The organism is Rhizobium centroccidentale, assembly GCF_030182565.1.
In the GTDB taxonomy this organism is placed as follows: Bacteria; Pseudomonadota; Alphaproteobacteria; order Rhizobiales; family Rhizobiaceae; genus Rhizobium.
This window is the reverse complement of the sequence record NZ_JAQJCG010000017.1, coordinates 62,124-86,278: the sequence shown is the minus strand read 5'-3', so window position 1 is coordinate 86,278 and position 24,155 is coordinate 62,124. Positions and strand designations below refer to the sequence as shown.

The 24,155-nt window shown below is 61.8% G+C and carries 23 protein-coding genes; 13 read left to right on the top strand and 10 right to left on the bottom strand.

The window, feature by feature from the left end; translation table 11 throughout:
• The first annotated feature begins 1 nt into the window (after position 1).
• Entirely contained in the window at positions 2 to 646 is a 645-nt protein-coding gene (gene rdgB / locus PH562_RS21350) for an RdgB/HAM1 family non-canonical purine NTP pyrophosphatase (protein ID WP_113231902.1), read from the top strand.
• A 36-nt stretch (positions 647 to 682) separates the two neighbouring features.
• Positions 683 to 1,858, top strand: coding sequence for a radical SAM family heme chaperone HemW (gene hemW / locus PH562_RS21345; RefSeq protein WP_113231901.1), 1,176 nt, complete (start codon positions 683 to 685; stop codon positions 1,856 to 1,858).
• Positions 1,859 to 2,174: 316 nt separating this feature from the next.
• Here the strand turns inward: hemW and PH562_RS21340 are convergent, their stop codons facing one another.
• The gene (locus PH562_RS21340; protein ID WP_285175519.1) at positions 2,175 to 3,098 is read right to left on the bottom strand and encodes a DMT family transporter; all 924 of its coding nucleotides are present in this window, start codon (positions 3,096 to 3,098) and stop codon (positions 2,175 to 2,177) included.
• A gap of 155 nt (positions 3,099 to 3,253) precedes the next feature.
• On the opposite strand from PH562_RS21340, the gene gcvA reads away from it, so the two are divergent.
• Complete coding sequence (gene gcvA, locus PH562_RS21335) at positions 3,254 to 4,150, top strand: transcriptional regulator GcvA (RefSeq protein ID WP_285175518.1); 897 nt, start codon at positions 3,254 to 3,256, stop codon at positions 4,148 to 4,150.
• Between the two features lie 74 nt (positions 4,151 to 4,224).
• Here gcvA and dnaA read toward each other — a convergent pair whose 3' ends face one another.
• The 4 genes from dnaA to mutM all read right to left on the bottom strand — a co-directional run bounded on the left by dnaA (position 4,225) and on the right by mutM (position 8,837).
• Positions 4,225 to 5,778: a chromosomal replication initiator protein DnaA gene (dnaA, locus tag PH562_RS21330; protein ID WP_113231839.1), complete on the bottom strand. Its 1,554-nt coding sequence runs from the start codon at positions 5,776 to 5,778 to the stop codon at positions 4,225 to 4,227.
• Between the two features lie 872 nt (positions 5,779 to 6,650).
• Entirely contained in the window at positions 6,651 to 6,926 is a 276-nt protein-coding gene (gene rpsT / locus PH562_RS21325) for a 30S ribosomal protein S20 (protein ID WP_004108374.1), read from the bottom strand.
• Positions 6,927 to 7,118: 192 nt separating this feature from the next.
• Positions 7,119 to 7,892 carry an enoyl-CoA hydratase gene (locus PH562_RS21320; protein ID WP_113231838.1) on the bottom strand — a complete coding sequence of 258 codons (774 nt, stop codon included), beginning with the start codon at positions 7,890 to 7,892 and terminating at the stop codon, positions 7,119 to 7,121.
• A 54-nt stretch (positions 7,893 to 7,946) separates the two neighbouring features.
• Positions 7,947 to 8,837 carry a bifunctional DNA-formamidopyrimidine glycosylase/DNA-(apurinic or apyrimidinic site) lyase gene (gene mutM, locus PH562_RS21315; protein ID WP_285175517.1) on the bottom strand — a complete coding sequence of 297 codons (891 nt, stop codon included), beginning with the start codon at positions 8,835 to 8,837 and terminating at the stop codon, positions 7,947 to 7,949.
• 246 nt (positions 8,838 to 9,083) lie between these two features.
• Here mutM and ubiE point away from each other — a divergent pair, with 246 nt between their 5' ends.
• The 9 genes from ubiE (at position 9,084) to PH562_RS21270 (ending at position 20,092) form a co-directional block, all read left to right on the top strand.
• Positions 9,084 to 9,860 (top strand): bifunctional demethylmenaquinone methyltransferase/2-methoxy-6-polyprenyl-1,4-benzoquinol methylase UbiE, encoded by a 777-nt coding sequence (gene ubiE, locus PH562_RS21310; RefSeq protein WP_285175516.1) that lies wholly within the window; start codon positions 9,084 to 9,086, stop codon positions 9,858 to 9,860.
• 62 nt (positions 9,861 to 9,922) lie between these two features.
• Positions 9,923 to 11,497, top strand: a complete 1,575-nt coding sequence (ubiB, locus tag PH562_RS21305; RefSeq protein WP_285175515.1) for a 2-polyprenylphenol 6-hydroxylase — start codon at positions 9,923 to 9,925, stop codon at positions 11,495 to 11,497.
• Between the two features lie 208 nt (positions 11,498 to 11,705).
• On the top strand, positions 11,706 to 13,289 hold the full coding sequence (locus PH562_RS21300) for an aromatic amino acid lyase (RefSeq protein WP_285175514.1): 1,584 nt from the start codon (positions 11,706 to 11,708) through the stop codon (positions 13,287 to 13,289).
• A gap of 40 nt (positions 13,290 to 13,329) precedes the next feature.
• A complete protein-coding gene (locus PH562_RS21295; RefSeq protein ID WP_285175513.1) occupies positions 13,330 to 14,712 on the top strand; it encodes a dihydroorotase in 1,383 nt (460 codons plus the stop codon).
• Positions 14,712 to 15,986: a Zn-dependent hydrolase gene (locus PH562_RS21290; protein WP_483315369.1), complete on the top strand. Its 1,275-nt coding sequence runs from the start codon at positions 14,712 to 14,714 to the stop codon at positions 15,984 to 15,986. The genes PH562_RS21295 and PH562_RS21290 overlap by 1 nt, the downstream gene beginning before the upstream one ends.
• A 3-nt stretch (positions 15,987 to 15,989) precedes the next feature.
• Positions 15,990 to 17,090 carry a thiohydantoin desulfurase gene (locus PH562_RS21285; RefSeq protein WP_285175512.1) on the top strand — a complete coding sequence of 367 codons (1,101 nt, stop codon included), beginning with the start codon at positions 15,990 to 15,992 and terminating at the stop codon, positions 17,088 to 17,090.
• An 18-nt stretch (positions 17,091 to 17,108) separates the two neighbouring features.
• Positions 17,109 to 17,438, top strand: a complete 330-nt coding sequence (locus tag PH562_RS21280) for a TfoX/Sxy family protein (protein ID WP_037149213.1) — start codon at positions 17,109 to 17,111, stop codon at positions 17,436 to 17,438.
• A gap of 198 nt (positions 17,439 to 17,636) precedes the next feature.
• Positions 17,637 to 19,298: a thiourocanate hydratase gene (locus PH562_RS21275; RefSeq protein WP_285175511.1), complete on the top strand. Its 1,662-nt coding sequence runs from the start codon at positions 17,637 to 17,639 to the stop codon at positions 19,296 to 19,298.
• A 125-nt stretch (positions 19,299 to 19,423) separates the two neighbouring features.
• The gene (locus PH562_RS21270) at positions 19,424 to 20,092 is read left to right on the top strand and encodes a spermidine synthase (protein ID WP_285175510.1); all 669 of its coding nucleotides are present in this window, start codon (positions 19,424 to 19,426) and stop codon (positions 20,090 to 20,092) included.
• 9 nt (positions 20,093 to 20,101) lie between these two features.
• Here the strand turns inward: PH562_RS21270 and PH562_RS21265 are convergent, their stop codons facing one another.
• The 5 genes from PH562_RS21265 to PH562_RS21245 all read right to left on the bottom strand — a co-directional run bounded on the left by PH562_RS21265 (position 20,102) and on the right by PH562_RS21245 (position 23,091).
• The gene (locus PH562_RS21265) at positions 20,102 to 20,506 is read right to left on the bottom strand and encodes a GFA family protein (RefSeq protein ID WP_285175509.1); all 405 of its coding nucleotides are present in this window, start codon (positions 20,504 to 20,506) and stop codon (positions 20,102 to 20,104) included.
• A 5-nt stretch (positions 20,507 to 20,511) separates the two neighbouring features.
• Positions 20,512 to 20,994 carry an SRPBCC family protein gene (locus tag PH562_RS21260; RefSeq protein ID WP_285175508.1) on the bottom strand — a complete coding sequence of 161 codons (483 nt, stop codon included), beginning with the start codon at positions 20,992 to 20,994 and terminating at the stop codon, positions 20,512 to 20,514.
• Positions 20,978 to 21,319, bottom strand: coding sequence for an ArsR/SmtB family transcription factor (locus PH562_RS21255; RefSeq protein ID WP_285175507.1), 342 nt, complete (start codon positions 21,317 to 21,319; stop codon positions 20,978 to 20,980). The genes PH562_RS21260 and PH562_RS21255 overlap by 17 nt, the downstream gene beginning before the upstream one ends.
• 86 nt (positions 21,320 to 21,405) lie before the next feature.
• Positions 21,406 to 21,792: a VOC family protein gene (locus tag PH562_RS21250; RefSeq protein ID WP_285175506.1), complete on the bottom strand. Its 387-nt coding sequence runs from the start codon at positions 21,790 to 21,792 to the stop codon at positions 21,406 to 21,408.
• A 15-nt stretch (positions 21,793 to 21,807) separates the two neighbouring features.
• Positions 21,808 to 23,091, bottom strand: coding sequence for an MFS transporter (locus PH562_RS21245; protein ID WP_285175505.1), 1,284 nt, complete (start codon positions 23,089 to 23,091; stop codon positions 21,808 to 21,810).
• 98 nt (positions 23,092 to 23,189) lie between these two features.
• Here PH562_RS21245 and PH562_RS21240 point away from each other — a divergent pair, with 98 nt between their 5' ends.
• Entirely contained in the window at positions 23,190 to 24,065 is an 876-nt protein-coding gene (locus PH562_RS21240; protein ID WP_113231821.1) for a LysR family transcriptional regulator, read from the top strand.
• The last annotated feature ends 90 nt before the right edge of the window (positions 24,066 to 24,155 follow it).

Below are 24,155 nucleotides of genomic sequence, written 5' to 3'. Positions count from 1 at the left end.
CATGCGCAAGCTCGACACCAAGACCATTGTCGTCGCCAGCCACAATGCCGGCAAGATCCAGGAAATCCGCGATCTGATCGGCCCGCTCGGCTTTACCGCCAAGTCCGCCGCCGATCTGAACTTCATCGAGCCGGACGAGACGGGCACGACTTTCGAGGAAAATGCTGCGATCAAGGCGCTCGCCTCCGCCAACGCCTCCGGCCTGCCGGCACTCTCGGACGATTCCGGCCTGGTGATCGATGCGCTCGGCGGCGATCCCGGCGTCTATACCGCCAATTGGGCCGAAACGGCTGACGGCACGCGCGATTTTGCCATGGCGATGCAGAAGGTAGAGACCGCCCTGGAAAAGGCCGGTGCCACCGCGCCGGAGAGCCGCACGGCTCGCTTCGTCAGCGTGCTCTGCCTCGCCTGGCCGGACGGGCATACCGAGCTTTTCCGCGGCGAAGTAGAAGGCACCGTCGTCTGGCCGCCGCGCGGCACCCAGGGCTTCGGCTACGACCCGGTCTTCCAGCCCAAGGGATACGAGACCACATTCGGCGAAATGAGTGCCGAGCAGAAGCATGGCTGGAAGCCCGGCGACGAGCAGGCGCTCTCGCATCGCGCCCGCGCCTTCAAGATCTTTGTCGAAACCTGCCTGGAGGCGTAAGCTAACCCCGTGGAAGTCGTTGATACCGAGGATCTGATGCGCGGGGCGCAATTGCTGCCCGATACCGGCGAACCCGGTTTCGGCGTCTATGTGCATTGGCCCTTTTGCGCGGCAAAGTGTCCCTACTGCGATTTCAACAGCCATGTCCGCCATCAGCCAGTCGATCAGGAGCGTTTTGCTGCCGCCTTTTTGAAGGAAATGGCGACAATGCGGATGATCAGCGGCCCTAAAACCGTGACCAGCGTCTTCCTCGGCGGCGGCACGCCGTCGCTGATGAAGCCCGAGACGGTGGGCGCGATCCTCGATGGCATTGCCAAGACCTGGCATGTGCCTGACGGCATCGAGATCACCATGGAGGCCAATCCGTCTAGCGTCGAGGCAGAGCGCTTTCGAGGCTACCGCGCCGCTGGGGTCAATCGCGTATCGATGGGCGTGCAGGCGCTGAACGACCGCGACCTGAAATTCCTCGGACGTCTGCACAATGTCGAGGATGCGCTGAAGGCGATCAGACTGGCGCGCGAGATTTTTCCGCGCATGTCCTTCGACCTTATCTATGCTCGCCCGAACCAGACCGTCGAGGAGTGGGAACGCGAGCTGAAAGAGGCGATCTCCTATGCGGTCGATCATCTCTCGCTCTATCAGCTGACGATCGAGGAAGGCACGCCCTTCTATGGCCTGCACAAGGCCGGCAAGCTGATCGTGCCCGATGGCGATCAATCGGCGCTGCTCTATGAGGCGACGCAGGAGATTACCGAGCGTGAGGGCATGCCGGCCTATGAGGTTTCCAATCACGCGCGTCCCGGCGCCGAGAGCCGGCACAACCTCACCTATTGGCGCTATGGCGACTATGCCGGCATCGGTCCCGGCGCCCACGGCCGCCTGACGCGTGGCCCGCAGAAGCTGGCGACGGCGACCGAACGCAAGCCGGAGAGCTGGCTCGAGATGGTCGAGCGCGACGGCCACGGCATGATTGACCAGGAAATGCTTGGTTTCGACGAACAGGCCGACGAATTGCTGCTAATGGGCCTGCGGCTGCGGGAGGGCGTGGATCTCGCTCGCTGGCAGCAGCTGTCCGGGCGCGATCCCGATCCGCAGCGCGAGGCGTTTTTACTGGAACACGGTTTCATAGAACGGATCGGTAATTCCCGCTTGCGCTGCACGCCGGCGGGAATGCTGGTTCTCGACTCGGTCGTCGCCGATCTCGCTTGCTGACTATCCCCTCCTTGAGGGCAGGGCTATCGCATATGAGCTGAAATCGCGGCCACCCCCTTCTCCCCTCGGGGAGAAGGGGCCGTCAGGCGGATGAGGGGGTGCCCGCCAAGACTACGAAAATCCATGAATTCAAATCGATAGCCCCCTCATCCGACCCTTCGGGCCACCTTCTCCCCAAGGGGAGAAGGAATTTCCGGTGCCGATCCACCCCATAGGCGATACCCCTGCCCTTGAGGGGAGGTCGCCGCAAAGCGGGGGGTGATCCCCGTGTGTGCGATGATGTTCCGGTTCTTGCCGACATCATCCCACCCCGGCACTACGTGCCGACCCTCCCCCTCAAGGGGCGGGCAAGTAAGCGCCCATCGATTGCGGCAAGGCCGACCGCGATCAGCGCCATGCCGATGAAATGTTTCGGCTGCAGGCTTTCGCCGAGGATGAGCGCGCCGAGCAGGATTGCGCTGACGGGGATCAGGAAAGTCACCAGCATCAGGTTGGTGGCGCCGGCCGTCGCCAGGATGCGGAAGAACAGCATATAGGCGATGGCGGTCGACAGGATGGCCAGGCCGGCGAGCGCCAGCCAGGTCTCGGTGGACGGCATTGCCAGCGCCCAGGGGCGATCGACGAAGAGCGCGATCGGCAGAAGCATTATCGCCGAGCCCGTCACCTGGCCGGCGGCGGGAATGATCGGCGCCAGCCCCATACGGCGGAAACGGCGGCCGAATATGCCAGCCAGCGAGTAGCTGAAGGCGGCACCCAGTACGGCAAGCTGCGCCAGCACGTTGGAACCGAGGCTTGCCAGCACCGAGGGGCCGATCATCAGGGCCACGCCCATAAAGCCGACGATGACGCCGATCAGGCGGTTGCCGGTCATCTTCTCATCCTCCGTCAGGAAATGGGCGACGATGACGGCGAAGAGCGGCGTGGTGGCGTTGAGGATCGAGGCAAGCCCGCTGGCGATATGTGTCTGGCCCCAGACGATCAGCAGGAACGGGATGACATTGTTGAGGAAGCCCATGGCGAAGAAGGCAAGCCAGGCCTTGCCGTCTTTCGGCATGGAATGCCCGGTTGCGCGCACGATGACATGCAGGGCAATGGCGGCGAGCGCGACGCGCGCGGTGACGATAGTGAAGGGCGGCAGTTCGCGCACCAGAATGCCGTTGAACAGGAAGGAGCCGCCCCACAGAATGGATAGCCCTACCAGCATGCTCCATTCGACCGCGCCCATGGATTTCTGTGCCATCTGATCATCTCCAGCATCAGCTGATTGAGTTTTACTTATTGGTGACCAACCGCGACATGATTGCCAACCATCGCCATTGCTGGAATAATCTCGCTATATCCAGCCTCTGGCAAACGAGTCTTTTTCAAATCATGGTTTAGCTGAGCTCAATCATCATGGATCAACTGCCATCCCTTTCGGCACTGCGCGCCTTCGAAGCCTCCGCGCGGCATCTCAGCATGACGCTGGCCGCAAACGAGCTGCACGTGACGCCGGGCGCCATCAGCCTGCAGATCCGCGATCTCGAAAGCGCGCTGGGCGTACGCCTTTTCGAGCGGCGAGCCCGCAGCCTGGCACTGACGAGTGAAGGCGCTGAATATTTCGCGACGATGCGAACGGCATTCCGCCTTATCCGCGAAGCAACTTCGGCGCTGGCCATGCGCGCCAAGGATACGGTGCTGACCCTTACCTGCACGGCGGGCTTTGCCACGCACTGGCTGGTGCCACGGCTGCGGCGCTTCGAAGAGGCCCACCCCGATATTGATCTACGCATCAGCGCCTCCTACCGCATGATGGATTTCCAGCGGGATGGGATCGATATCGCTATTCGCCACGGTCTCGGCGGCTACGAGGGGCTGGCGAGCGAGAGATTTCTCGATGACGAATATGTTCCGGTCTGTACGCCGGAGATGGCGGCCGCACTCGGCCCCTCCCCTGCGGTTGACGATCTCGCCACCCTGACGTTGATCCATGATGTCTACCGGCGTGACTGGGAGCTCTGGCTGAAGGCGGTCGGGGCAACGCGGGTGGATGCCATGCATGGGCCGGTCTTCACCGACGGCATGGGCGCCTACCACGCCATGAAGGCTGGCCTTGGCATCGCCTTGATGCGCCGCTCCTTCGTGGAGCAGGAACTGGCAGATGGCAGCCTCGTCGCACCCTTTCCGATCGGATTTGCGAGCGCTCTCGCCTACCATCTCGTCTATCCGCCCGGGGCATTGGAACGGCCGGCGATCGCGGCGCTGCGCGCCTGGCTATTTTCCGAGGTATCACGCGCGACGCCTCCGACCTAAGCGCTTGGAGCGCAAAAAGGAACGGCCGGCGATCAAGCCGGCCGTGGACGATGTGATGAATGCTGACGCTCAGCTTACTCGTTGATGAGGCGCTTCAGCAGCTCGATCTCGTGCGACAGCTTGCTGTCACCGGAGATCAGTTCCTCGATCTTACGCACCGCATGCAGCACAGTCGTATGATCGCGGCCACCGAAGCGGCGGCCGATTTCCGGGAAGGAACGCGGCGTCAGCGTCTTCGACAGGTACATGGCGATCTGGCGCGGCTTGACGATGACGCGCGTGCGACGGTTCGAGACCAGTTCCTGACGCGAGACATTATAGTGGCGAGCAACGATGCGCTGGATGTCTTCGATGCGGACGCGGCGCGGTTCGCCGGAGCCGACCAGATGCGCCAGCAGCTCGTCGACGCGCTCGACCGTCAGGTTCGGCTCGAAGGAGCGACGGAAGATGAGCTGGTTGAAGGCTCCTTCCAGCTCGCGGCCGCTGGCAGTCACGTTGCGGGCGACATGCGAGAGAAGCTCAGCCGGGATCTCCAGCGAAGGATCGTCCTGGCGGGCAGCATCGAGACGGCGCTTGAGGATCTCAAGACGCATCTCATAGTCCGGCGCCTCGACTTCGATCGCCACACCGCCCTGTAGGCGCGAACGCACCCGCGGATCGAGCGATTCCAGCTCCCAAGGCGCGCGATCGGCAGCGACGACGACCTGCTTGGCGCTGTCGAGCAGCATGTTCAAGAGGTGGCAGAACTCGTGCTGGATCATCTTGCCCTGCAGGAACTGCATGTCGTCGATGATGAGCAGGTCGATATTGCGCAGCGAGTCCTTCAGCGTCAGTGCGTCATTGTCGCGGATCGCGGTTGCGAAGCGCCACATGAAGTATTCCGCCGTCAGATAGACGACACGCAGGCCGCGCGGGTTCTGTACCGCCGCATTGGCGATCGCCTGCAGCAGATGCGTCTTGCCGAGGCCGACCGTCGCATGGACGAAGAGCGGGTTGAAGCGCACGGCGCCGGAGCCAGCTTCGGCGATGGTCTTCGCAGCGGCCAGGCTGACACGGTTCGAGCTGCCTTCGACAAAGGTGTCGAAGGTGAAGCGGGAATCGAGCGGAGAGCCGAAGAGCGGCGTACCCGCCGTTGCAGGCCGCGCAGCCGCAGCCGCACTCACGGCCTGGGCAACGACTTGCCCAGCGGGCTGGGCGACGGCACGACGGATCGGTGCGACAGCCGCCTGATCCGGCACCGCCGGCTGCTGTTCATCGGCGCTTGGCTTCGTGCCCTGACGGGTCGCTGTGCGCACCAGAATTTCGACTTTGAGAATCTCGGCATCCTCAGCCTGGTACAGGCTGGTGATGAGATCGAGATAGCGATTGTTGATCCAGGACTTAAGAAATGTCGTCGGGACCGTGAGACGAACGACGCTCTTCGATACCGAATGAAGCTTGAGCCGCGCAAACCAGCTGGCATAGACATCGGGTCCGACCTGAGCCTTCAAGCGCGCGCTGACGCGCTCGAACAAATTACTTTGCGCCACGTCGCCCTTTTCCCCCGCCGCTTCTAAGCAAACCGCACCGAACGCCTGCGCATTGTCCCCATTTTCCAACGCACCCGTCGCCCTCGTATGTATCTGCATATAGTGCCGCCTTCCACAGTCTCTTTATAGGGCGGGAGCAGATCACTGCCGCCCTTGGTTCTTCGCCATGGCATGACGATCACGCTCGTTATCCCAAGCTGCGCCGCATACCGGTTCATCAGCCACGCCCGGCCAGCGGGCTTTACAGGAACACTGTGGCAAAAACCGCTCTTTAAAGCAGTCTTCGTCCCGGCGTCTGTAACCGGAGCATCAATCGGCCCTCGTACTCCGACTGACCGCTCCAATGGCTGTCAATTTTTCTCCCCTCCCCGCAGCCGCGCCAATGATTTGGGCCGCAAAGGACAGACAAGCTTCCTCGTTCCGCAAGCGTCGCCGCTTCCGGTTCTTACTCGTCAACTGTTTGAAAAAACGGAACTGAACCGCTCCGTCACAAGAGACAAAACCACCTCCACCGCCATACGTAACGGTGTTTGCCGAAGCCGTTTAAGGTGAAATCCGCGCCCCTTGTTGAAATCCATTTAGGCAGGATCGAAGGCAGATATCAACGATGAATTTTACACAAAATTAAGAGGCGGCCATTGACTCCGGAGGCCATTTTTGACTGTCACAAGCCCTTCAAAAAAGAATCGCTGTTGAATCAAAGAGATTCCTATCGAACGCGATTCCCACAGCTTTCAAAAGAAAAAAAATAAAAAATCCCTTGACTCAGTTGTGAGCCGGCAATGCGTCATGCAGATCACCCAGCGCTGAGATATCCTGTCGCAAGCCTTTGTTTTCAAAGGCATATTTCTGTCACGTCAATGACATGAACGGCCGGCCATTTTTGGCAATGCGGCATTTTTTTGGCCGAATCCAAAAAGCCCGGCGCGAGGGCCGGGCTTAACTCTAACGATTAAATCGTTAACGAAAGATTACGCGGTCGGGGCCGAAAGAGCCTTCACACGCTTGGCAAGACGCGAAACCTTGCGGGAAGCGGTGTTGGCGTGAAGCACGCCCTTGGTGGCTGCGCGAGCCAGTTCCGGCTGAGCTGCAACGAAAGCTGCCTTTGCGCGATCTGCATCACCCGATGCGATGGCTTCTTCGACCTGGCGAACGAACGTGCGAACGCGCGAGCGACGAGCCTTGTTGACATCGGTGCGGCGGGCGATCTTGCGGGTCGCTTTTTTCGCCGAGGTAGTATTGGCCATGTATGCCTCTCTTAGAATTCGAACAAAACTCCATCGTTGCGGCGTAGGCCCCATGGCCACTTCATCCAGCAATGCGGGAGCAATTGCGGAAAACCAGAGCGGCTTTCCAAACTGTGGCGGGCATATAACCGGAATGAGCCGCGGCGTCAACGCGGATTCTCGCCAAACCCGCGTAATTCCTGAATCCCGGCCTTAGCGGTTCTTGAAGGCTGGCTTGCGCTTCTCGACGAAGGCCGCCATGCCCTCCTTCTGATCCTCTGTGGCAAACAGGCTATGGAACAGGCGGCGCTCGAAGCGCAATCCCTCCTCGAGCGTGGTTTCGAAAGCGCGGTTGACCGCTTCCTTGGCCATCAGTACCGAAGGACGGGAATGAGAGGCGATCTTGGCGGCGGCGGCCAGCGCTTCGTCCAAGAGCTTGTCTGCCGGCACGACGCGCGCCACGAGACCTGAACGCTCCGCCTCTGCCGCATCCATCATCCGACCCGTCAATACAAGATCCATCGCCTTCGCCTTGCCGACCGCGCGCGTGAGACGCTGTGAGCCGCCCATGCCGGGAATGACGCCGAGCGTAATTTCCGGCTGGCCGAATTTGGCGGTTTCCGAGGCGATGATGAAATCGCACATCATCGCCACCTCGCAGCCGCCGCCGAGCGCGAAGCCGCTGACCGCCGCGATGACAGGCTTGCGGGCATTGGCAATCTCGGCCCAGCCGCTGAAGAAGTCATTCTTATAAGCGTCGACGAAATCGAGCGATTGCATTTCCTTGATGTCGGCGCCGGCAGCAAAGGCCTTTTCCGAACCGGTGAGCACGATCGCACCGATGGCATCGTCAAGATGAAGAGCGGCATAGGCTTGCTTCAGCTCGGACAGGACCGTTGAATTCAGCGCATTCAGCGCCTGCGGCCGATTGATCCGGATGAGGCCGACAGCCCCATGTGTTTCGACGATGAGGGTTTCGTAAGCCACTTCTCTCTCCCTTTAAGTCAGCTCTGGCCCTTTAAATCAGCTTTGGCCCTTCACTCAGTCTTGGCAGGAAGCGCAGTAGAAAGAAGAGCGCCCCGCCTGGACGATGCGACTGACCGTACCGCTGCAGCCGGGCGTACTGCAAGGCTGGCTTTCACGATCATAGACAGAAAAGGAATGCTGGAAATAGCCGAGCGAGCCGTCCGTCTGGATATGATCACGCAGCGACGAGCCGCCAGCGGCGATCGCATCGGCAATGACCTCGCGGATCGCTTCGACCAGCACCAGCAGCGCTTCTGTCGGTTTGCCCGTATCCGTAACCAGCGTGCCGGCGGCGCGCAATGGCGACAGGTGGGAGCGCCACAGCGCCTCGCACACATATATATTGCCGAGACCGGCGATGTTCTTCTGGTCCAGCAGCGCGCTCTTCAGCGGCTGCGCCTTGCCGGCAAAACGCTTAGCCAGGTAATCGGCATCGAGCTCATTGCCGGTGGGTTCCGGACCAAGGTCGCGGAAGAAGGGATGGCTCATCATGTCCGTCCGCCTAACAATGTCCATGAAGCCGAAGCGACGTGGGTCATTATAGATGACACGCGCCTCGCCGCTTGCGCCCTCCAGATGGAAGAGGACATGATCGTGCTTCTCGTCCTTGGAGCGGGGGTGATGGAATTCGCCCGGCGCTTGTGCCTCCCGACCGGCCTCGACCCGAAACGAGCCGGACATGCCGAGATGCGCGACGATCGTCTTGCCATCGTCGAGATCGATCAGTAGGTATTTGGCACGGCGCGACAGCGACGCGATGCCGCGGCCCGAAACGGCTTGCGCGAAATCGGCCGGGAAAGGAAAGCGCAGATCGTTGCGGCGCAGCTCCAGTTCCTTCAGAACGGCACCTTCCATGGTAGGCGCAAGGCCCCGTCTGACAGTTTCGACCTCTGGTAATTCCGGCATGGCTATCCATCTTTATGTTTCAACCGCTTATGATCTGAGCTATAGCCCAAGGCATTGCGGCTGGTGATCTGGCTGATGAGATAGCGTGGCAAACGCGATTTCGCTATGGTCCGCCGCTGAATACTGCATAATTCCTTAGATCGGAATCGATTTAAGGAGAGAATTATGCAGCAAGTTTAAAGTGTTACAGCGACCTTTGCGCGCCATAAATGACGCGCGGCGCTGTAATGTAACGGAGTTGAGCCGATGGCAGACAGCCGCACCTCCGCCGATGGCGGCATGGAAACATCCTATGGCTTCCGCGAAGTAGCCGATGGCGAAAAGCAGGGTCTCGTCAACGAGGTATTCCACAAGGTCGCCAAGCGCTACGACGTGATGAATGACGTCATGTCCATGGGCATGCATCGTGCATGGAAAGACGCGATGATATCAGCGCTCAACCCGCGCAAGGACCCTGCCTACAAGGTGCTGGACGTCGCCGGCGGCACGGGCGATATCGCCTTCCGCATCGTCGAGGCCTCAAACCGGCTGGCGCATGCGACGGTGCTCGACATCAACGGCTCGATGCTGGCCGTCGGCGCCGAGCGTGCGGAGAAAAAGAAGCTTTCCGACAACCTCACCTTCGTCGAGGCGAATGCCGAGGAGCTGCCTTTCGAGCCGAACTCCTTCGACGCCTATACGATCGCTTTCGGTATCCGCAACGTGCCGCACATCGATGTGGCGCTGAAGGAGGCCTATCGCGTCCTGAAGCGCGGCGGTCGGCTGCTCGTGCTCGAATTCTCCGAAGTCGACCTGCCGCTGCTCGACCGCGTCTACGACGCCTGGTCCTTCAACGCCATTCCGAAATTCGGCAAGGCGCTAACAGGCGATGCCGAACCCTATCAGTATCTGGTGGAATCGATCCGCAAGTTCCCGAACCAGCAGGATTTCGCGACGATGATCCGCGAGGCCGGCTTCTCGCGCGTGAGTTTCACCAATTACACCGGCGGCATCGCGGCGCTGCACTCCGGCTGGAAGCTCTGAAGCATGATGTCGAGCCATATCATGCGGCTGACGGCCTCCTCTCTTCGAGACCTTGAGACGCTATGAGTGCTTTCAGCGCATATTTCGGCCTTGTTCGGGTCGGCTGGGTGCTCGTGCGCGAAGGCGTGGTCATGGCACTGCCATCGGAAGGGCTGCCGCCCTCCGTCAGTCTCGCCAAGTCCTTCGTCAGCATCTTTGCGCGCAGGAAGGCGAAGAGCCAAGCGCGCAGCGACCGGCTCGCCCAGGCGGTCGAGCGGCTCGGGCCGTCCTATGTGAAGATCGGCCAGTTCCTGGCAACACGTCCCGATGTCGTCGGCGTAGACATGGCCAACGACCTGTCGCAGCTTCAGGACCGGATGGCCTTTTTTCCGCATGAGACCGCAACGGCAGCCATTGAGGCTTCTCTTGGCCGGCGGATCAGCGATCTCTACGCCAGCTTCGGCGAGCCAATTGCCGCTGCTTCAATAGCGCAGGTGCATCCGGCCGAAATCGAGACGGCAGAGGGGCGCAAGCGCGTGGCCGTCAAGGTGGTTCGGCCGGGCGTACGTCAGCGTTTTTCCAACGATATCAAGGCGATGTATCTCGTTTCGCGGCTACAGGAGCGCTTCATGCCCTCCAGCCGGCGCCTTCGTCCCGTAGAAGTGACCAAGACCCTCGAGCAGACCACCAAGGTCGAGATGGATCTGCGGCTGGAAGCGGCCGCGCTCTCCGAGATCGCCGAAAACACCGACAAGGATCCGGGCTTTCGCGTTCCGAAGGTCGACTGGGAACGCACCGGCCGCGACGTCATCACCATGGAGTGGATCGACGGCGTGAAGATGTCCGACGTCGAGGGGCTGAAGGCGGCCGGTCACGATCTCAACGCGCTCGCCGATACGCTGATCCAGTCCTTCCTGCGCCATACGCTGCGCGACGGCTTCTTTCATGCAGACATGCACCCGGGCAATCTCTTCGTCGATGCGACCGGCATGATCGTTGCCGTCGACATGGGCATCGTCGGACGCCTGGGGAAGAAGGAACGCCGTTTCCTTGCCGAAATCCTCTACGGTTTCATCACCCGCGATTATATCCGGGTGGCCGAAGTGCATTTCGAAGCCGGCTACGTACCTGCCCATCACAATATAGAAAGTTTTGCGCAGGCTATCCGTGCCATCGGGGAGCCGATCCATGGCCAGCCGGCCGAAACCATCTCCATGGGCAAGCTTCTGACCCTGCTCTTCGAAGTGACCGAACTCTTCGACATGGAGACTCGGCCCGAGCTGGTCATGCTTCAGAAGACCATGGTCGTGGTCGAGGGCGTATCGCGCATGCTCAATCCACGCTTCAACATGTGGAAGGCTTCCGAACCGGTCGTCGGCGACTGGATCCGCACCAATCTTGGCCCGAAGCGGATCATGACCGATCTGAAGGATGGTTTGAAAGCGGCCGTGAAGCTTGCCGAAGCCGCACCCGAGATTGCGGCGAAGACCGAGAAATTCCACCACGAACTGCTGCATATGAGCGAAAACGGCCTGCGTTTCGATCCGCAGACCGCCGAAGCAATCGGCAAGGCCGAGGCCAAGCACAGCCGTTCCGGCCGCTTTGCGCTTTGGATAATTGCGCTGACGCTGCTCTATATCGCCTGGCACCTGAGCTGATCGCGACGTTTTCGGATGCTTCGTCCTCGTCTCGGCCAAAATAGCTGGCCGGTGCAGGAAGCCCCATGCGCGCGCAAACATAGAGTTGCGCAACGTACGCACTCGCCTCAAAATCAGTCTGTCCGGCACGGATCAAGGTGTTCGCCATTTGGGATATCCCATTGACGACAAGGCTCGCATAGCCTTGCAAAAAAGGAGAACAGCAGAGATGGAGCGTCAGAGAGCCGGCATCGAACTCACCGGGCAGCCCCTTGGGTTCAGCGATCTGGTGCGGATCGGTGCGGGAGCCGTCCTACCATCGGCGTCGGAAAGCGGCATGGCCAGGGTGCGGCTGGCGCGCGGCGTTCTCGAAAGCACCATTCAGTCGGGCATGCCGGTCTATGGCTCCACGACCGGTGTCGGCGCCATGAAGGATATCGAATGGTCCCCCGAAGATCTCGATGCCTTCAATCTCGGCCTCGTGCGCGCTCATCATTTCGGCACTGGCGCGCCCTTCTCCATGTCGGTCGTCCGCAATGCGATGGCGATCCGAGTCAACACCGCGCTCACCGGCCAAGTAGGTTGTTCGCAGGAACTGATCCAGGCCTACCTGCAGCTGCTGAGCGCTGATGTCATTCCCGTCGTGAGGCGTACGGGCTCGATCGGCTGCGCGGATATCGGCCTGATGGGTCAGATCGGCGCGGTTCTGACCGGCGTTGGCGAGGCCGTCTATCGCGGCCGCCGCATGCAGGCTGCCGATGCCTTCGATGCCGCCGGTATCGCCCCCGTCAGGATGATGCCGCGCGACAGCCTGGCCTCGCTCAGCGTCAATGCCGTGAGCTTTGCCGCCGCCGCCGAGACGACCCGCAATGCCGCCGCCTCGATTCGCGTGCTGCTTGCGACGGGCATGATGGCGGCCGGTGCACTTGGCGCCTCGCGCGATCCGTGGATTGCCGTGCGCCATGTCGGCACCGCCCGCGAGGCACTGATCGGTGCGTGGCTCTGCAACGCTTCGGATGAATGGCCCTGGCCGGTCGCGACCCATGTGCAGGACCCGCTGAGCCTGCGCATGATCGCCCAGGTCTTCGGCGCCGTCATCGAAAACCTTTTGACGGCCGGCCACAAGATCCTGGCAGCCACCGGCCGCTCGGACGACAACCCAGTCATCGTCGATGGGCGTGTGATGACGTCAGGTGGATCTCTTCCGCTCGATGTCACCGTGCTTCTGGAAGCGGCCGTGATCTGCATGGCCCATGCGGCCCGCAATGCCTTCAATCGCTGCGTCCTGCTCGGCAACGGCCAACGGCGCGGCCTTCCCGTCAATCTCGTGCCGGAAGGCAGGATCGCGACTGGCTTCGGCCCGATCATCAAGCTTGCCGGCGAGATCTTCTCGCGTGTTCTGTCCATGTCCAATCCGGTGTCGGCGCAGTCCCTCGTGGTGGCAGCCGGGATGGAGGACGAGGCCGCCTTCCTGCCGCTGGTCATCGAGCGTTTCGAGCGGCAGATGCGGGCCCTGAAGCGTCTGGCCGCTCTTGAAGCCCTGCTGTCGGCCCAGGCGATGGACATTCTCGGCGACAAGCCGGAGGGGGTCGCGCGCATGCTCTATGACGTCGTGCGCAAGCATGCCGATTTCTATGTGGTCGATCGGCCGCTATCGGCTGAAGTCGAGGCGATCGAGGAGGAGCTGGGCTCGGAGGCTTTCGTTTCAGAATTGATCGCTCACAAGCCGATCCTCGCCTATGATGATTTCTTCGCGCTCGGCTCGCTGGAGCGGGTCGAAGAGCGGCTTTATCGCGACACCGTTGCTATCTGAACCCACCGACTGAACCAACTGACTGGCGGAGAGAATGCACATGGCCGATTTCGATCTTGTTCTGCAAGGCACCGTGGTGCTGCCTGAACGCATCGTGGAAGCCGGCTATGTCGCCGTGCGCGACGGCAAGATCGCCGAGATCGGCATGGGCGTGCCGCCGACCGCACGCGAGCGGCACCTGCTCGGCAAGGCGCTGATCCTGCCTGGCGCGATCGATGCGCAGGTTCACTCCCTCTCGCAGAAGGACCAAGAGGATTTCATCTGGTCGACGCGCTCGGCAGCCGCTGGCGGCGTCACCACCATCGTCGACATGCCCTATGACGAAGGCAATCTCGTCTGCTCGGCAGCGGCGGTGAAGAAGAAAATCGACCATGCCGCCCCGCAATCGCGCGTCGACTTCGCCCTCTATGGCACGGTCGATCCGGAAGAAGGCCCGGCGCGCATCGGCGAGATGGTCGAGGCGGGTGTGGCCGCCTTCAAATTCTCCACCTTCGGCACCGATCCCAAGCGCTTTCCCCGCATTCCGCCCGCTCTCCTCGATGCCTGCTTTGCCGCTATCGCTCCGACGGGCCTGACCGCCGGCGTCCACAACGAAGACGACGAAGCGGTGCGCGCCTATATGGAGCAGGTGAAGGCAAGCGGCGTGACAGACTATCGCGCTCACGGCCTTTCGCGACCACCGATCACAGAGCTACTCGCCATGCACACGATCTTCGAAACGGGTGCGGATACCGGCTGCCCGGCGCATGTCGTGCATTGCTCGCTCGGCCGCGGCTATGACATCGCGCGCGCCTATCGCCGCGACGGCTTCGAGGCGACGGTCGAATGCTGCATCCATTACCTGACGCTCGACGAGGAAAACGATGTGCGGCGTCTCGGCGGCAAGGCGAAAATTAATCCGCCCATCCGCCCGCGCGCCGAAGTGGAAACCTTGTGGCGCAAGGTGGCGGAAGGCAATGTCTGGCTCGTCTCGACCGACCATGTCAGCTGGTCGGAAAACCGCAAGACCAATCCGGACATGCTGGCGAATGCTTCCGGCGTGCCGGGACTGGAGGTCATGGTGCCACTCTTCGTCAAGGGTGCTCTCGAACGCGGCGTGCCGCTGACCTGGGCCGCAAAGCTGATGGCGGAAAACCCGGCTAAGCATTTCCGCCTCGACCACATCAAGGGCGCGCTGACCCCCGGCAAGGACGCCGATATCGTCGTGCTGGAACCGCGAGAAATGGTCTATGACGCAGCATCCAGCGGCAACAATATCGTCGGCTGGAGCCCCTATAACGGCATTCGCCTGCCCTGGACGGTGTCCGCCGCCTATCTTAGAGGCAAGCAGATTACAGAGGGACAGAAAGTGCTGGCCGAGCCCGGCTCAGGCAGCTTCGTCCGTCCCTTGCCTCGCCAAATACTTGCCGGAGATGCAGCCTGATGACCGAAGCCAAGCGCCACAACCTGCCCGTAAATGCCGATCGTATCGCGGAAGATATCGATGCGCTGGCCGGTATTACCGAGCCGGGCCATCCCTGGACGCGCCGCGCCTTCTCGCCGCTCTTCCTCGAAGGGCGCGCCTATATCGACGCGCGTATGAAGGCGGCAGGGCTTGAGACCCGCATCGACGCCGCCGGCAATCTGATCGGCCGGCGTGCTGGCGCCAAGCCGGGCCTCGGCACGATCCTTGTGGGATCGCATTCCGACACCGTGCCCGATGGCGGCCGCTTCGACGGCATCGCCGGCACGATTGCGGCGCTCGAAGTCGCGCGCTCCCTAGAGGATCGCGGCATCGAGCTCGATCACGATCTGGAGATCGTCGATTTTCTTGCTGAGGAAGTCAGCATCTTCGGCGTTTCCTGCGTCGGCAGCCGCGGCATGACCGGGCAGATCCCCGAGGCGTGGCTTACCCGCGTGAGCGGCGACCGCACGCTGTCGCAGGGCATTGCCGAGGTTGGTGGCGATCCTTCCGTGCTGCTCGCGCAGAAGCGGCCGGATCTCGCGGGCTTTCTGGAGCTGCATATCGAGCAGGGTCCGGTGCTGGAAGCCGAAAACAAGGATATCGGCATCGTCACCGCGATCGCCGGCATCACCCGCATCGAAATCACCGTGGAAGGCCGCGCCGATCATGCCGGCACGACGCCGATGGACCGCCGCGCGGATGCGCTGGTGGCCGCCTCGCAATTGGTCCTCGACATTCGCCGACGCGCGGCAGAGCAGGCAAAGACGCCGGGCCATTTCGCCGCGACCGTCGGCGAATTCCGCATCGAGCCGAATGCCGCCAATGTCGTGCCCTCGAAGGTCGTGCTCTTGATAGACGGCCGTGCCGAAATCCGCAGCGACATGGAAGATTTCCTCGCCTGGATCGATGGCGAGGTGAAGACCATTGCCGCCGATTATGGCGTGACGATCAATACGCCGGTGCGCGTCTCCGACAACATGCCGACCCCCGGCGCGCCGGCGCTGCTCGAAACGCTCGAGCGCGCCTGCGAGACTGTCGGCGCCAAGCATCGCCGCATGGCCTCCGGCGCCGGTCACGACACGGCCTGGATCGCCAAGGTCGCACCTGCCGCCATGATCTTCGTGCCCTGCAAGGAAGGCCGTAGCCACTGCGCCGAAGAGTGGGCCGAGAACGACGACATCGCCATGGGTGCCGCCGTTCTTTTCGAAGCGGTGCGCGACATGGACAAGAATCTCAAACAGAACCGGGAGTAGCCAATGGGACGCGTACTCGTTGCCAAGGATGTGGAAGCGGCCGTCAAGGGCGGCTCCGTTTACGCCGCGGGCGGTGGCGGCTGGGCCGATCACGGCCGCATGCTCGGCTATGCGGCCGTCAATGTCGGCAAGCCGGAGCTGGTGTCGATCGACGAATTGAACGACAACGACTGGATCGCCACGGCCGCCGCCATCGGCGCACCGGCCTCCACGACCCCTTGGGAAATGCAGGGCATCGATTACGTGAAGGCCGTACAGCTGCTGCAGGACGAGCTCGGCGAAAAGCTTTCCGGCTTGATCATCGGTCAGAACGGCAGGTCTTCGACGCTGAACGGCTGGCTGCCGTCGGCGATCCTCGGAACGAAGGTGGTAGACGCGGTCGGCGACATCCGCGCCCATCCAACTGGTGATATGGGCTCGATCGGCATGGCCGGTTCGCCCGAGCAGATGATCCAGACCGCCGTCGGCGGCAACCGCGCCGAAAACCGCTATATCGAGCTTGTGGTGAAGGGCGCGACGGCGAAGATCTCGCCGATCCTGCGTGCGGCATCCGACCAGTCCGGCGGCTTCATCGCCTCCTGCCGCAATCCCTTGCGCGCTTCCTACGTCCGTACACATGCGGCGCTCGGCGGCATCTCCATGGCGCTTTCGCTCGGCGAAGCGATCATCGAGGCGGAAAAGAAGGGCGGCAGCGCCGTCATCGATGCCATCTGCAAGACCACCGGCGGCCATATCCTGGCCGAGGGCACGATCACCAGGAAGGATGTCGTCTACACGAAGGAAGCCTTCGACATCGGCACCATCACGGTCGGCAGCGGCGACAAGGCCGTCACCATGCATGTAATGAACGAATACATGGCCGTCGAGGATGTCGGCGGCAAGCGCCTCGCAACCTTCCCCTCCGTCATCACCACGCTGTCGCCGGAAGGCGAACCCTTGAGCGTCGGCCAGCTGCACGAAGGCATGAAGGTTTTCATCCTGCATGTGCCGACGGATATCATTCCGCTGTCCGCCAGCGTGCTCGACCCCACGGTCTATCCCTCCGTCGAAAAGGCTATGGGGATCGAGATCGCGAAATACGCTCTGGCCGGCAAGAAAGGCTGAAAGGCGCGGGAGGCGCAGATGGCGCGTGACGCTGGTCTCGAAGAATTGCTGAGAGAAGAGCTCGGACCACGGCCCGGGCTCAGCGAAAAAGGAATGTTCGGCGGCTGGGCCTTTCTGCTCAATGGCCATCTGCTATGCGGCGCGCGCGAAGACGGCATGTTGATCCGCCTCGGCAAGGGCAACGATAGCTGGGCGGTTCAGCAGCACGACGTCAACCGCATGCAGATGGGCGGCCGGACAATGCAGGGCTGGGTGCGCGCCGGGCCGGAAGCCTATGGCAACGACATGCTGCGCAAGCGGCTGCTTCTGGCCGCGCTGGACTTTGTCGAAGGCCTGCCGCCGAAATGAATGAGTATTGAAGAACACTCCTCTTCTCCCCAGCGGGGAGAAGATGTCCGACAGGACAGATGAGGGGGATAAAGGAGCGAACATCCGAACGGTAAGCTAGGACGGTACATGCCTAGCCGCCGCCTCATCCGGCCCTTCGGGCCACCTTCTCCCCGAGGGGAGAAGGTAGACCACCACGAAACAAGAGGTAAGAGGACCATGCCGAAAGCCAATCCACGTCACCCGAAATTCCCCATTCCGGGCGGCCCGGAGCTGCGTGCCAAAGGCTGGCGGCAGGAGGCCCTGCTGCGCCTGCTCGAAAACGTGCTCTCGGTCGGCGAAGATCCGGACAATCTCGTCGTCTACGCCGCCCTCGGCAAGGCGGCTCGCAATTGGGCGGCACACAAGGGCATCGTCAAGGCACTCACCGAAATGGAGGAGAACCAGACCCTGCTCATCCAGTCCGGCAAGCCGATCGGCCTCATCCGCACGCATGACAAGGCGCCGCTCGTCATCATGGCGAATTGCAACATCGTCGGACAATGGGCGAAGGCCGAGGTGTTCTACGAGCTGCAGCGCAAAGGTCTGATCTGCTGGGGCGGCCTGACGGCCGGCGCCTGGCAATATATCGGCAGCCAGGGCGTGATCCAGGGCACCTACGAAATCTTCATGCGCATCGCCGAGCGCCGCTTCGGCGGCGATCTCTTTGGCCGTTTCGTGCTGACGGCCGGGCTCGGCGGCATGGGCGGCGCGCAGCCGCTCGCCGGCCGTATGGCGGGGGCCGCCATCCTCTGCGTCGATATCGATGCCGAGCGCGCCAAGAAGCGCCAGGAGATCGGCTACCTGCAGGAAATCGCCCCCGATCTCGATTCGGCGCTGGCGATGATCGATGCGGCGGTCAAGGAGAGGCGGGCGCTTTCCGTGGGCCTTGTCGGCAATGCGGCCGAGATCTATCCCGAGATCGCGCGGCGCGGCATCGTGCCCGATATCGTCACCGACCAGACCTCCGCGCACGATCTCGTCTATGGCTATGTGCCGAAAGGCATGAACCTGCAGCAGGTTCGGGACTTGCGTGACGACGGTCAGGGCCAGCTCATGGCGGCAAGCCGTGCCTCGATCGTCGAGCATGTGAAGGCCATGCTGGATTTCCAGAGACAAGGCTCTGAAGTCTTCGACAACGGCAACCTGATCCGCACCCAGGCGAAGGAAGGCGGCGTTACGAACGCCTTCGATATCCCGATCTTCACCGAAGCCTATCTGCGGCCCCTCTTCTGTCGCGCCATCGGCCCGTTCCGCTGGATGGCCCTATCAGGCGAGGAGAGCGATATCGCGCGCATCGACGATCTGCTGTTGGAAATGTTCCCCGACAACAAGATCATCACCAACTGGATCAAGCTTGCCCGTCAGCATGTGCCCTTCGAAGGACTGCCGGCACGCATCGCGTGGCTCGGCCATGGCGAGCGGACGGCGCTGGCCCGCCGCGTCAACGAGCTCGTGGTAAGCGGCGAGCTGAAGGGTCCGATCGCGTTTTCGCGCGACCATCTGGATGCCGGCGCCATGGCACATCCAAACATCATGACCGAGCGCATGAAAGATGGCTCCGACGCCATTGCCGACTGGCCGCTGATCGACGCCATGATGCTCTGCTCGTCCATGGCCGACCTCGTCGTCGTCCACTCCGGCGGCGGCGGCTATGCCGGCTATATGACGAGCTGCGGCGTCACCGTGGTCGCCGACGGCACGCAAGCCGCCGACGAACGGCTCGACCACGCGCTGACCAACGACACCGCGCTCGGCGTGATGCGCTATGCCGATGCCGGCTATGAGGAAGCGCTTGATGAAGTTGCGAAAAAGGATGTGCCCTATATCCGGCTGGGGTAAGCGCGTCTGTTCTTGGCGACATTGAAAGACTATGGTCCGGGCAACTTGAGACGACCTGCTTTACACGCAATTCCGGACGGAAAGCCGCTTCGCACTTTTCCTGGAATTGCTTTGGAGAATTGCCCGTGATCCCCTGGACCTTGCTTGATACTGCGAAAATCCCTGGCGGCGGCGAGCTGCGTTTGAAGCAGCGCGGCCAGGAATTTTCCATCATGCTCGGCACCAACGAGCTGATGAACAGCCGCCTGAGCGGCTCCGAGCGGGCGCTTGCCACGCTTTCCTGCGAGAAGATCAGGGGCCGGAAGGCGCCGCATATACTGATCGGCGGCCTCGGCATGGGCTTCACCTTGCGCGCGGCCCTCGGCGAACTCGATGCGGATGCCAAGGTCACGGTTGCGGAACTTGTGCCGACTGTCGTCACATGGGCGCGCGGGCCGATGACAACGGTCTTCGACGGCTGTCTCGATGACCCGCGTGTCGCCATTCATGAGGGCGATGTGCGTCCGCTCATCCGCGCCCGCAAGGCGTCTTACGACGCTATCCTGCTCGATGTCGACAACGGCCCAGATGGCATCACGTCAGAGGCCAATGACGGGCTTTACGACTATCAGGGCCTCAAGGCAGCGCGTGATGCCTTACGCCCGGGAGGTGTGCTCGCGGTCTGGTCTTCAGGACCTGACGAGCGCTTCACAAGGCGGCTGCGCGACAGCGGTTTTGCTGCCGAGGTCGTCAATACGCGCGCCAACGGTAAGACAGGCGCACGTCATGTGATCTGGCTGGCCACCAAAGGCTAGACCATTTCGCTAAAGATAACGCGTTTCCTCCGGCGCGCGATCGAAGCGGTCGTCGCGGCCGTCGAAGTAGCCGACGGGAAGCGAGGCAAGTTCCTCGTCAGTGGCATCGTCCAGGCAGCTGATGCTGATCGCATAGAACTTGCCGCCGAGTGCGGGATTTTCACCCCAATTGAAGGAGCTGATGCCGCAATTTTTGCAGAAGAGGTGATGCAGGATGCGCGGGCCGAACTGATATTCACCGATGCTGTCCTCGCCCGAGGTCAGACGGAAATCGGCGGGTGTGGCGACAGCCAGCCAATTGCGTTTCTTCTTGCAGATCGAGCAATTGCATTTGAAGGTACCGCCCTGCAGGTCGAGATCGGCTTCGTAAGCGACGGCACCGCAATGGCAGCTTCCATGATAGGTCTTCTTCATCACTCTCATCCTTCCCTTGAGGTGGCTTCTGCGTAAGCGGCGTATTTGTCGAGCGCCTGTTCCCAGCCGCCGGTCTGCAATCTCAGCTCTGTATCGTCAGGCAGTTCGACCTTGCGGAAGACGAGGCGTGTCTTCTCGCCACGCTCGTGAAATTCCACGGTCACCTGCATCGGATGTTCAGGCCTACCCTCCTGGTTTTCCCAGGCGAAAGTGAAGACGAGGCGCTCGGGCGGGACGATCTCCAGATAGCGGCCGTGGCTCCAATATTCCTTCCCCTCCGGTGTCAGAATGCAGTATCGCCAGGCACCCCCTTCCCGCAGGTCGACCGAGACGGACGGCGCCGTCATGTTTTGCGGTCCCCACCAGCGCATCAGATGTTGCGGTTCGGTCCAGAGACGAAACAGCAGGGCACGCGGCGCAGCAATGTCGCGGGTCAACACGATCTCGCGCGGCGGACGCATGCTGGCGCCTTCAGTTGCTGGGGTCATTCTTTCCTCCCTTTTGTAGTAACGCTGCGTAGGCTTCCAGGCGATCGAGATTGTCGTTCCAGAACTGGCGATAATTCTCCAGCCAGTCATCGACCTGCCGCAGCGGTTTCGGTTCCAGCCGGCAGGGTCGCCATTGCGCTTCCCGACCCTTCGAGATCAGGCCGGCTTTCTCCAGCACCTTCAAATGCTTGGAAACGGCGACCAGCGACATGTCGAAGGGTTCGGCCAGCTCGGAGACGGATGCTTCGCCGCTTGCCAGCCGCGCCAGGATTGCCCGGCGGGTGGGATCGGCTAGGGCCGAAAGGGTCGCGCTCAACGTGTCCATTTGATAAACCATATAGTTAATTAACTTATTGGTTTAATATATGACGCAAGCACGCGATGTCAAGAAGCTGCTGCCGGCACGCAATCTCAGGAAATGATGTTGGACACTTCGATCAGGTTCTGGTCGGGATCGCGGAAATAGACTGAGAGAAGGGGGCCGGTCGCGCCGGTTCGGCGCACGGGGCCCTCCTCGATCGTAACGCCCTTGGTCTGCAAGTGAGCGATGACGTCATCCAGCGACGTGGTGCTGATGAAGCAGAGATCCGCTGAGCCAGGCGTTGGCTGCTCGGCCTTCGGCTCGAATTCATGGCCGGCTTGATGCAGATTGATCTTCTGGTTGCCGAAGGTGAGAGCCTTGCGGCCTTCGCCAAATGTTTCGACACCCATACCGAGGACATGGGCATAGAAATCGCAACTCTCCTCGATGCTCGCAACGGTGAGCACCAGATGATCGAGATGGTCGATGCGGATCATGGTGGCTTCCTGGGCTTAACGACGCGCCAGCCCGGCAACGGCAAGGGCGCTGGCGAGACATAGTGCCAGCATGACGAGGATGAAAGCAACCACGGCATTCCAGCCATCGGCAAGCCAGAAATAGCCGCCGACCGAGCCCGCTATACTGGAGCCGAGATAATAGGCGAGCAGGTAGAGCGAGGAGGCGTGCCCCTTGAAGCCGTGAGCCAGCCGCCCCACCAGCGCACTGGCGACGGAGTGGGCCATGAAGAAACCGATCGTCACCAGGACGATGCCGAGAATGATCAGCGGCAAGGAACTGGAAAGCGTCACCGCCACCCCGAGTGCGGCGATCAGCACGCCCACCGGCAGCACGATAAAATGGCCGATGCGATCGCCGAGGAGACCTGCCGCCCACGAGGCAACGATGCCGAAGAGATAGGCGGTGAAGATCAGTCCAAGCTCGGTCTGGTTGAGATCATAGGGATCGGCGACGAGACGGAAGCCGGCATAGTTATAGACCGTGACGAAGGAGCCCATGACTAGAAAGCCGATAGCAAAGAGCAGCGGCAGCGCCGCATTACCGAAGTGGCCGCTCCAGGCCTTCAGGTGGAAGGCAACATCAAAACCCTTGCGCGGGGTGAAATTGCGCGACGGCGGCAGGAGATAGAGGAAGCCGATGGCCGCGATCAGGCCGAGAATGCCGATCGTTGCCAGCGCCGGCCGCCAGCTCAGATATTCGGCGATCGTGCCCGTCACCACGCGACCGGCCATGCCGCCGAAGGCGTTGCCGGCGATATAGAGGCCCATGGCGCCGCCGAGGCCGCGCGGTTCGATCTCTTCGGCCAGATAGGTCATGGCGACGGCCGGGACGCCACCCAGCAGAAAGCCTTCGAGCGCGCGAACGGCAAGCAGCATATGCCAGCTTGGCGATACCGCGCAGACGAGCGTACAGATGGCGGCGCCGAGCAGCGAAATGAACATCAGGCTGCGGCGGCCGAGGCTTTCGGAAACGGCGGCGGCGCCGAAGATCGCGAAGGCCAGGAAGCCGGTCGAAAGTGACAGCGACAGCGAGCTTGCAGCCGGTGTGACACCGAAATCCTGAGAAAAGATCGGCATCAACGGCTGGACGCAATAGAGCAGCGAGAAAGTGGCGAAACCGGAGAGAAACAGCCCAATGGTCGCGCGGCGGAAGGCAGGCGTGCCGCGCGTCAGAAATTGGCGGGCCTCGGTCGGGGGCTCGTTCCTGACGAGCAACAATTCGGGGCGTGAGGGAACTTCGGACGCGGTGGTTTGCTGCTTACTTGCGGCGCGAAACATTGGTGGCACCTGACCTTTCTTGCCCTGGAATCTAGCCAGACCAGCTCCATTAGTCCAATATATGGAACAGGCGATCTCAATAGCTTTTGGAGATAGCGATGGAGCTGCGTCATATCCGCTATTTTCTGGCGCTGGCCGAAACAGGGAACTTCACCCGCGCGGCGGCCAAGCTCGGCATCGGCCAGCCGCCGCTCAGCCAACAGATCCGGGACCTGGAAAACGAAGTGGGTGCGCAGCTGTTCCACCGCGTGCCACATGGCGCGGAGCTGACGGCGGCCGGCGAGGCCTTTCTCGCGGAAGCGAAAATGGCGGTCGATGCGGCGGAAAAGGCAAAGCTTGCCGCCCAGCGCGCCAATCGCGGCGAGATCGGCCGCCTCTCGCTCGGCTTCACCGCCTCCTCCGCCTTCAACACCATCGTCACCTCAACCATTCGCGAGTTTCGCCGGCACTGGCCGGAAGTGCTGATATCGCTGACCGAGATGAACACCAATGCGCTGATGGAGCGGCTGATGCGCGGCGAGATCGACGCGGCCTTCATTCGCCCGGGCCTGGAAGACCCCAGAGATGTGCGCCTGAAACGTTTTGCCGATGAGCCGATGTTGATCGCGCTTCCGGCCCATCATCCGCTCGCAAGTAAGGAACGCCTGCCGATCGCGGAGCTCGCCGGCGAACCCTTCATTCTCTTCCCGCGCATGGTGGGGCTCAGCCTCTACGACGATATCGTCGCCGCTTGCCGCGAGGCGGGCTTCGATCTCGTGGTGACGCAGGAGGCGCCGCAGATCCCATCCGTCGTCAATCTCGTCGCCGCAAACCTAGGCGTTTCCATCGTTCCGGCTTCGATCGCACAGATCAAGCTCGATGGCGTCGCCTATCGGCGAATCGACGGGCCGCCGGTCGTGGCGCGTCTCGGCCTTGCCAGTCTCAAGGCGCAGCGATCGCCCGTCATCGCCAATCTCATGAGCCTGATTGCCTAGAGCCGGATGATTTTAGGCCTGTTCGGCCTAAAACCTGAATCTGCTCTAAGATCGAAGAAGTGGAGCATGATGCCGTCCGAAAACCGCTCA